Source organism: Longimicrobiaceae bacterium (assembly GCA_035696245.1).
In the GTDB taxonomy this organism is placed as follows: domain Bacteria; phylum Gemmatimonadota; class Gemmatimonadetes; order Longimicrobiales; family Longimicrobiaceae; genus DASRQW01.
The window spans coordinates 1-4,862 of record DASRQW010000312.1; the positions used below are offsets into that span (position 1 = coordinate 1).

Annotated in this window: 4 protein-coding genes; 2 read left to right on the top strand and 2 right to left on the bottom strand. The window is 71.4% G+C overall.

Annotation, left to right across the window (positions count from 1 at the left end):
• Positions 1-468: 468 nt before the first annotated feature.
• Positions 469-738, bottom strand: coding sequence for a hypothetical protein (locus tag VFE05_14705; GenBank protein HET6231320.1), 270 nt, complete (start codon positions 736-738; stop codon positions 469-471).
• A 103-nt stretch (positions 739-841) separates the two neighbouring features.
• The gene (locus VFE05_14710; GenBank protein HET6231321.1) at positions 842-1,132 is read right to left on the bottom strand and encodes a hypothetical protein; all 291 of its coding nucleotides are present in this window, start codon (positions 1,130-1,132) and stop codon (positions 842-844) included.
• Between the two features lie 322 nt (positions 1,133-1,454).
• On the opposite strand from VFE05_14710, the gene VFE05_14715 reads away from it, so the two are divergent.
• Together VFE05_14715 and VFE05_14720 are read left to right on the top strand one after the other, a co-directional pair.
• Positions 1,455-3,227 carry an ATP-binding protein gene (locus tag VFE05_14715; protein HET6231322.1) on the top strand — a complete coding sequence of 591 codons (1,773 nt, stop codon included), beginning with the start codon at positions 1,455-1,457 and terminating at the stop codon, positions 3,225-3,227.
• 377 nt (positions 3,228-3,604) lie between these two features.
• The coding region (locus tag VFE05_14720; protein ID HET6231323.1) for a sigma-54 dependent transcriptional regulator at positions 3,605-4,862 on the top strand (1,258 nt) is incomplete at its 3' end.

Sequence of the window (4,862 nt, forward strand, 5' to 3'; positions counted from 1 at the left end):
CAGCTCCAGCGGAGTGTCGTTTCGCCCGAGCATCGCTCTACGCAGAAGAGGAGTTCACCAGTAGATTCGCTCCCTCAATCTACCGCTTCACACCCTGAGGCGCAGCGTTTTTCAACAGACTTCTAGACGAGGCGGTCCTCGTCCCGTTCGAGGTCCGTGCTAATCCCGCGCAGACTGCCGCGCAGGTCAGCCGCGGATCGCAGAGGAACGAGATAGACTCGTTCACCGCTCGAGGCAACGGCCAGCCGCTGGCCCACATATAGGCCCAGCTCATCGCGCACGGACTGCGGAAGAGTCACGGCGAAGTCGTTCGAGATCGTCACCTTGCACATGATCACTGCCGGTGGGTCGAAGGACGAGCTTGCAACGCCGGCCGGAAGGCCCGTGGCGGTGGAGAAAGCCCTGGAACGAAAGAACCGGGCCCGGACGTGTGTCCGGGCCCGGCAGGTCTTCTCGGGTGAGAAGAGATTACATCTTCTTGGTCGAGTCGATCTTGACGGTGTCGGTCGGGTTCGGGTTCGCCGGGGCGGCCATGGCGGCGCTGTCCGTCGCCGCGGGGGCGGCCGGGGCGGCCATCGCGGCCGAGTCGGTCATGGGGGCGGCCGGCGCGGTCGTGGTGGTGGTCGTCGCGCTGTCGGTGGCGGCGGCGTCGGTGTTCGCGGTGTCGTCCTTCTTGGCGCAGGCGGCCATGGTGACGAACGCGGCGGCTGCGACGATCGCGAAGAAGCGGTTCTTCATCTGAGTGCTCTCCAGAGACTGGCGGTAGAACGGGGCCCGGGCCGATTGCCCGGGCCCCTGAGTTCACCTCGTAGCGATCCGCGCCCGGAGGCGCGGAGAACGACTACTGGTGGTTGGTCGAGTCGATCTTGGTGCCGGCGGCCGGAGCGGCCGGGGCGGTGGTCGCCGCGCCGGCAGCGGCGCCGGTGCTGTCGACCTTCTGGGTGTTCGTGTCGGTCGTGGTGGTGGTCGTCGTGGTCGTCATCATGGTGTCGGCCGTCGGGACGACCTGCACCGAGCTGTCGGCGGTCGTGGTGCTGCTGCTGCCGTCGCCGTTGGCGGCGTCGTCCTTCTTGCAGGCGCCCAGCGAGACCACGGCGGCGATCGCGACGATCGGGAGGATGCGGCTCTTCATCGGAGTGCTCCAGTTTGCTCGGAGTGAAGACCGGGCTCCCTCGCCCGATCGTTGCTGCTGGCCCCGCGCCACTCGCGGGACGGCCCCGCTAAAGGCAACGGGTGTGCCGGGTGAGGCAGCGGCGCGGCGGCATGGCGGAAAGTGCCGCCGCCGCTTACCTTTCCGGCATTCGCGAGCCCTTCCGGCGCAGTCCGCGGGGGCCGTCCGGAACGTTCGCGGGCGTTCAGTGAACAGTGCCCGCGTGTTCAGTGAACACCAAACGCACCATCGAACGAACACGCCGCGAGACCCCGCGGCACCTCCCCACAACCGCCGGACGGGGATGCGAGGACTGTCCCTCCGCACCAAGATCTTCATCCTGTTCGCGGGCGCCGCGCTGGTGATCGTGGTGCCCACGCTGCTGCTCATCGCCAACGCGGTGGAGCACGGCGTCTACCAGCGCGCCACCGACGACCTGAACCGCGCCGCCACCGGCCTGGCGACCAACTGGTCGCTGCGCGAGGACGCGCTGCTCAAGGACGCCAACCTGCGCGCCCTGCGGCCCGGCCTGTCCGCCGCGTGGCTGCGCGGCGACGAGCGGCGGGTGCGCGCCATCCTGACCGACCGGCGCGACCGCGACAAGCGCATCGGGGTGCTGGCGCTGGACAGCGCGGGGCGCTCACTGGTGGGCCCGCGGCTGGACAGCGCCGCCGTGGCACAGGCGCGCGGCTACGGCACCGTCGTCACGGCGCCGGAGGCCGGCGGGCCGCTGCGGATGGCGCTGGCGCCCGTGCTCACCGACAGCAGCCGGCGGCTGGGCGAGGTGGGCGTGGCAGTGCGGCTGGACTCGGCCGCGGTGGGCGACCTGAAGAAGGACCTGGCGGGCGGCACCGACCTGGCGCTGGTGGTGGGCGACTCGCTGATCGCCACCACCGTGCGCGACACGCTGGCCGTGGCGCTGCGCGGGGCGGACCTGCCGTCGCTGCTGCGCACGAGCCACATCACGCCGCGGAAGCTGGCGGGCCGGTCGTACCTCACCCTCGCCACGTCGCTGCCCACGCGGGGGATGCCGGTGGGCGTCGTCCTCTTCCGGCAGACGACCGACGAGCTGAACGTGGTGGCGGCGATCCGCGGATCGCTGGTGGGCATCGGGGTGGTGGCGCTGGTCTTCGCGCTGGTGCTGGCGGTGTTCATCGCCCGGATCGTCTCGCGGCCGGCGGCGGCGCTGGCCGAGGCGTCGGGGCGCCTGGCGAAGGGCGACTACGACGCGCCGCTGCCGCCCGCCTCGGGCGACGAGATCGGGCAGCTGGCGCGGGCCTTCGGCGAGATGCGGCTGGCCATCGCCGAGCGCGAGTCGCGGCTGCGGTCCGCGCAGGCGGAGATGATCCACCGCGAGAAGCTGGCGGCCATGGGCCGGCTGGTCGCGCAGCTCTCGCACGAGATCAACAACCCCATCTACAACATCCAGAACTGCCTGGAGGCGCTGGAGCGGCGCGGCGACCCGGGCGACCCGAACCGCGAGTTCCTCACGCTCGCGCAGGAGGAGCTGTCGCGCATGGCGGGGCTCACGCGCCAGCTGCTGGACCAGAGCCGTCCGCTCTCCGACGCGGCCACGGCGCTGGACCTGAACGAGATCGTGAACCGCGTGCTCACGCTGGCCTCGCCCGAGCTGCGCGCCCGCGGCATCCGCCTGGAGACGCACCTCGCGCGCGGGCTGCCGGCGGTGGTGGTGCACCCCGAGGCGATTCACCAGGTGCTCGCCAACCTGGTCGCCAACGCGGGCGACGCCATGGCCGAGGGCGACGTGCTGCGCATGGTCACCCGCGCCGACGACGACGCGGTGGAGGTGGTGGTGGAGGACACGGGCGCCGGCATCTCCGAGGAGCACCTGCCGCACATCTTCGAGGCGTTCTACACCACCAAGCCGGGGGTGCAGGGCATCGGCCTGGGCCTCTTCGTCTCCGACGGCATCATCCGCGGCCACCGCGGCCGGCTGTCGGTGGAGAGCCGCGCGGGCGAAGGAAGCCGCTTCACCATCCGCCTCCCGCGCGAGACGCTGGACGAAGCCCTCGGCACCGCCGACGAGCCGGAAGCCGAGCCCGCCGCGGTCGCCTGACGCGGCCGCTCCGCCGAAGCGTTCGGCCGAACGCTTCGGATGATGCGCATCCGCCGAGACGCATCTGTATCGAGCGATCGGCCAACGGCGGGTGAACGGTAGATGTCCATCGTCGCACCGTGCTCTGGCCGTCGGCGGATGCACATCTACCGAACGCGACGCGGTTGATGTGAAGCCGCGGATCGCCTCGGCGACGAGCGGAGCAGAATGATCGAGACAGAGACGATGCCGAGCCGTTAGTCCGCGAAGGCGGACTTTGCGCAGTCGTTGCCGCGGTTTCAACCGCCGCGCATCGCCCGAGAGCTTCCGGTAGACGCGAACATGCCCCGCCGTGCATCTCCCGAGCACGCGGGCACACACACAGAGCTGCGAGACTGATGGCCGAAGCGCCTGCGAAGATCCTGATCATCGACGACGACCGCGCCTTCCGCGTGGGCACCGGCGCCCTGCTGGCGGACGAGGGCTATGCCGTGGACGCCGCGCCCGGGGGCGACGCGGGGCTGGAGCGCCTGCGCGCCGACCGCTACGACATGGTGCTGCTGGACCTGAAGATGGAGGGCCGCACCGGCCTGTCGGTGCTGGAGGAGCTGCGCGGCGGCGGCAACGCGGTGCCCGTGCTGATGCTCACCGGCTTCGCCACGGTCGACAGCGCGGTGCAGGCCCTTAAGCTGGGCGCGGACGACTACATCACCAAGCCGTGCGACAACGCCGTGCTGCGCGGGAAGATCCGCGCAATCCTGGCCCGCCGCGAGCCGGTGCTGGGCCTGGGCGTATCACGCCTGGTCGCCACCGGCGGCAAGATGCGCGAGGTGCTGCGCTCCATCTCGCGGGTGGCGGCCACGGAGAGCACGGTGCTGCTGCGCGGCGCCACGGGCACGGGCAAGGAGCTGGTGGCGCGCGCCATCCACGAGGAGAGCCCGCGGCGCTCACGCCCGTTCGTGGCCGTCAACTGCTCCGCGCTGGCCGAGGGGCTGCTGGAATCCGAGCTGTTCGGGCACGCACGCGGCGCCTTCACCGGCGCCGTGAACGAGCGGAAGGGCATGTTCGAGGAGGCCAACGGCGGCACGCTCTTCCTGGACGAGATCGGCGACGTGTCACCCGGCATGCAGGCGCGGCTGCTGCGCGTGCTGCAGGAGCGCGAGGTGGTGCGCGTGGGCACCTCGCGCACGGTGCCGGTGGACGTGCGCGTGGTCGCCGCCACGCACCAGGACCTGGAGGCGATGGTGGAGGCGGGCCGCTTCCGCGCGGACCTCTACTTCCGGCTGAAGGTGTTCCAGATCCGCATCCCGGACCTGCGCGCGCTGGTGGGCGCCGCCATCGAGCGCTGGAACGAGCGCATCCCCGACGCGCGGCGGCGCGTGAACGGCTGCTCCGACGAGACGCTCCAGGCGCTCGAGCTTTACGACTGGCCGGGAAACGTGCGGGAGCTGATGGGTGCCATCGAGCACGCCTGTATCGTCTGCGACGGAAACCGGGTGCTCCCCTCGCACCTCCCCCCGGAGATCCTGGAGCGGGACGTGCCGCTGGCGGAGGCCTACGGCACCCGCCCCGCCGAGAGCGGCCGGCGCTACCAGGCTCCGGACGCCGATGCGGAGCGCGAGGCGATCCGAGAGGCGCTGGAGCAGGCGGAGGGGA

Excerpts from the sequence above, each read along its gene's own strand:
- VFE05_14705 (HET6231320.1), bottom strand. The coding sequence starts at position 738 with ATGAAGAACCGCTTCTTCGCGATCGTCGCAGCCGCCGCGTTCGTCACC.
- VFE05_14715 (HET6231322.1), top strand. The coding sequence starts at position 1,455 with ATGCGAGGACTGTCCCTCCGCACCAAGATCTTCATCCTGTTCGCGGGC.
- VFE05_14710 (HET6231321.1), bottom strand. The coding sequence starts at position 1,132 with ATGAAGAGCCGCATCCTCCCGATCGTCGCGATCGCCGCCGTGGTCTCG.